Annotated in this window: 4 protein-coding genes; all 4 read left to right on the top strand. The window is 69.7% G+C overall.

Going from position 1 to position 3265, the window contains the following annotated elements; genetic code table 11:
- A partial coding sequence (locus NS334_RS11755) for a chemotaxis protein CheA (RefSeq protein ID WP_193753078.1) occupies window positions 1-892 on the top strand: 892 nt, incomplete at its 5' end.
- Window positions 889-1737: a CheR family methyltransferase gene (locus tag NS334_RS11750; RefSeq protein ID WP_058756154.1), complete on the top strand. Its 849-nt coding sequence runs from the start codon at window positions 889-891 to the stop codon at window positions 1735-1737. The genes NS334_RS11755 and NS334_RS11750, both read left to right, overlap by 4 nt.
- Complete coding sequence (locus NS334_RS11745; RefSeq protein WP_058756153.1) at window positions 1734-2759, top strand: protein-glutamate methylesterase/protein-glutamine glutaminase; 1026 nt, start codon at window positions 1734-1736, stop codon at window positions 2757-2759. Before NS334_RS11750 ends, NS334_RS11745 begins: the two co-directional genes overlap by 4 nt.
- A partial coding sequence (locus NS334_RS11740; RefSeq protein ID WP_153002725.1) for a chemotaxis protein CheD occupies window positions 2756-3265 on the top strand: 510 nt, incomplete at its 3' end. The genes NS334_RS11745 and NS334_RS11740, both read left to right, overlap by 4 nt.

Raw genomic sequence — 3265 nt, 5'->3', positions numbered from 1 at the left:
GACCGAGGTCGACAAGACCGTCGTGGAACGCATCGGCGAGCCGCTGACCCATCTGATCCGCAACGCGGTCGATCACGGCCTCGAAACCACCGAGCAGCGGATCGCGGCCGGCAAGCCGGAAACCGGCGTCGTCACGCTCTCCGCCGCACATCATTCGGGCCGGATCGTCATCACCGTCGCCGACGACGGGCGCGGCATCGACCGCGCGCGCGTCCGCGCCAAAGCGATCGAACGCGGCATCATCCTGCCCGACGCGGTGCTGAGCGACGAGGAGGTCGACAATCTGATCTTCGCGCCGGGCTTCTCGACCGCGGCGACCGTGTCGAACATTTCCGGGCGCGGCGTCGGCATGGACGTGGTGCGCAAGAACGTCCAGGCACTCGGCGGTCGTATCGGCATCCATTCGCGCTTCGGCTCGGGCTCCAGCTTCTCGCTCAGCCTGCCGCTGACGCTGGCGGTCGTGGACGGGATGATCGTCACGGTCGGCGACCAGACGTTCGTGATCCCGCTCAGCCATATCGTGGAGAGCCTGCGTCCGACCGACCGCGCCGTGACCGCGATCGGGCTGGACGGCGCGGTGCTGGACGTGCGCGGCTCCTATGTGCCGATCTACCCGGTCGCCGAACAGCTCGGCATCCAGGGCGGGGAGCGCGATCCGGAGAAGGCGGTACTGATCGTCGTCGAAGGCGACCAGGGCCAGGCCGCGCTGCTGGTCGATTCGATCCAGGATCAGCGCCAGGTGGTCGTGAAGAGCCTGGAGGCCAATTACCAGGCGATCGACGGCCTGGCCGGCGCGACGATCCTGGGCGACGGGCGCGTCGCGCTCATCATCGACGTCGATGCGCTGACCTCGCAGCGTTCGCGCCGCGCCACGCTCGCGCACGCCGCATGAGCGCTGCGGCCGCCTCGACCGATCGGCGCGAGTTCGAGTTCGCGCCGGCCGATCATCACGCGATCGCGCGGATGGTCTATGCGGAGCTCGGCATCCTGCTGCCGGACGGCAAGGCGCAGCTCGTCTACGGTCGCGTCGCGCCGCGCGTCCGCGCCTGCGGGCTGACCAGCGTCGCGGCCTATCTGCGGCTGATCGAGGACGATGCGGACGAGCGCGGCCGGATGCTGGACGCGCTGACCACCAACCACACCAGCTTCTTTCGCGAGGCGCATCACTTCGAGGATTTCGTCGAGCGGCTGTGGCCGACGCTGTCGCAGCGGCTGGCCAGCGGCGGGCGCGTGCGCTTGTGGTCGGCGGCCTGCTCCAGCGGCGAGGAACCCTATACCTGGCTGATGGCCGCGCTCGGCCATGATCGCAGCGCGGCGCATCGGATGCTGAAGCACGATCTGCGGATGCTCGCCACCGACGTCTCGCCCAGCGTGCTGGAGACGGCGCGCGCCGGCCGCTACTCGGCCGACACGCTGCGCACGATCCCGGCGAAGCTGCGCGCGACCTGGGTCAGCGACCGGCTGGTCGTCGATTCCGCGCTGCGCGAGGCGATCGCCTTCCGCCCGCTCAACCTTCTCGGTCCGTGGCCGATGAAGGGGCGCTTCGACGCGATCTGCTGCCGCAACGTCATGATCTATTTCGACGAACCCACCAAGGCCAAGCTGCAGGGGCGGCTGGCCGATCATCTGGAGACAGGCGGAATGCTTTACATCGGTCATTCCGAGCGGCTCTCGCCGGACGTGGCGAAGCGCTTCGAGTGTGTCGGCCGCACCGCCTATCTGAAGGTGCACGCATGAGCGTCCGCACCCTCGTCGTCGACGATTCGCTGACGATGCAGGCGCTGATCCAGCGCACGCTGGCCAGCGATCCGCAGGTCGAGGTGGTCGGCACCGCCTCCAGCGCCGATGAGGCGCGGGTCCGCATCAAGGAGCTCGATCCCGATGTCGTGACGCTGGACATCGAGATGCCCGGCATGAACGGCCTCGATTTCCTGGAACGGCTGATGCGGCTGCGCCCGACGCCGGTGGTGATGCTCTCGACGCTCACCTCCGAGGGCGCCGACGCCAGTCTCGCCGCACTGGAACTCGGCGCGTTCGAGTGTTTCGACAAGCTCGCGCTGCGCCGTCCGGACGAGGCGATCCGGCTGCCGCGACTGGTGCGCGCCGCCGCCGAGACGCGCGGCCGCCGCGCCGCCCCGGCACCGGCCGCGTCCGAGCCGGTCACGCACGTCGATTTCGTACCGCGCGACCAGTCGATGATCGCGGTCGGTGCGTCGACCGGCGGGGTGGAGGCGCTGATCGAGCTGTTGTCGGGCTTTCCCGCCAACTGCCCGCCGACCGTCATCGTGCAGCATATGCCGCCCAGTTTCACCGCCAGCTTCGCGGCGCGACTCGACCGGCTGTGCAAGCCGCATGTCCAGGAAGCGCAGGCCGGCGCGGTGCTGCAGGTCGGCAAGGTCTATCTGGCGCCCGGCGGCGACCGCCATCTGGAGATCGCCGGATCGCCGACGCGCCGCTACTGCCGCCTGCTGCCGGGTCCGAAGATGAGCGGGCATCAGCCCTCCGTCGACGTGCTGTTCCATTCGGTCGCGCGACTCGGCGGCAGCGATGCCGTCGGCGCGATCCTGACCGGAATGGGCGCGGACGGTGCCGAGGGGATGCTGGCGATGCGTCAGGCCGGGGCGATGACCGTGGGCCAGGACGAGGCCAGCAGCGTCGTCTACGGGATGCCCGGCGTCGCGCACCGGATCGGCGCGGTGGTCCAGCAACTGCCGCTCCGCCGGATCGCCGCGCGCCTGTTGCAGGAGTGTCGCGCATGACGGGACTCGCCCTGCGCGACGGCCTGCGCCGCCTGACGGTGGCGCAGGGCGAAACGCGCGTCAGCGACGAGACCGACGTGGTGCTCACGACGGTCCTCGGCAGCTGCATCGCAGCTTGTTTTTACGATCCTGTCGCGAAGGTAGGAGGTATTAACCACTACCTGTTAGCTGAGGGTCATGCCTCTGACCCCGCCTCGATGCAGCGCTACGGCGTCTATGCGATGGAAGTGCTCATCAACGCCATGCTGGCGATGGGCGCGGCCCGTTCGCGACTCAAGGCGCGGATCTTCGGCGGCGCGACGATGCGGTCGGGCTTTCGCGACATCGGCGGCGACAACATCGCCTTCGCCCGCCGCTTCCTCCGCGACGAGCGGATCGCGCTCGTCGGCGAGGACGTCGGCGGCAATGGCGCGCGCCGCGTCGAATTCCGTCCCGCGCTGGGCCTCGCCCGGTGCCGGGTCGTCACCGACCAGCTGGCCGCCGCCCCGATCGTACGGGCGCGCCCC

Source organism: Sphingomonas endophytica, from assembly GCF_001476895.1.
Taxonomy (GTDB): Bacteria; Pseudomonadota; Alphaproteobacteria; order Sphingomonadales; family Sphingomonadaceae; genus Sphingomonas; species Sphingomonas endophytica_A.
This window is presented reverse-complemented; position numbering and strand designations above follow the sequence as displayed.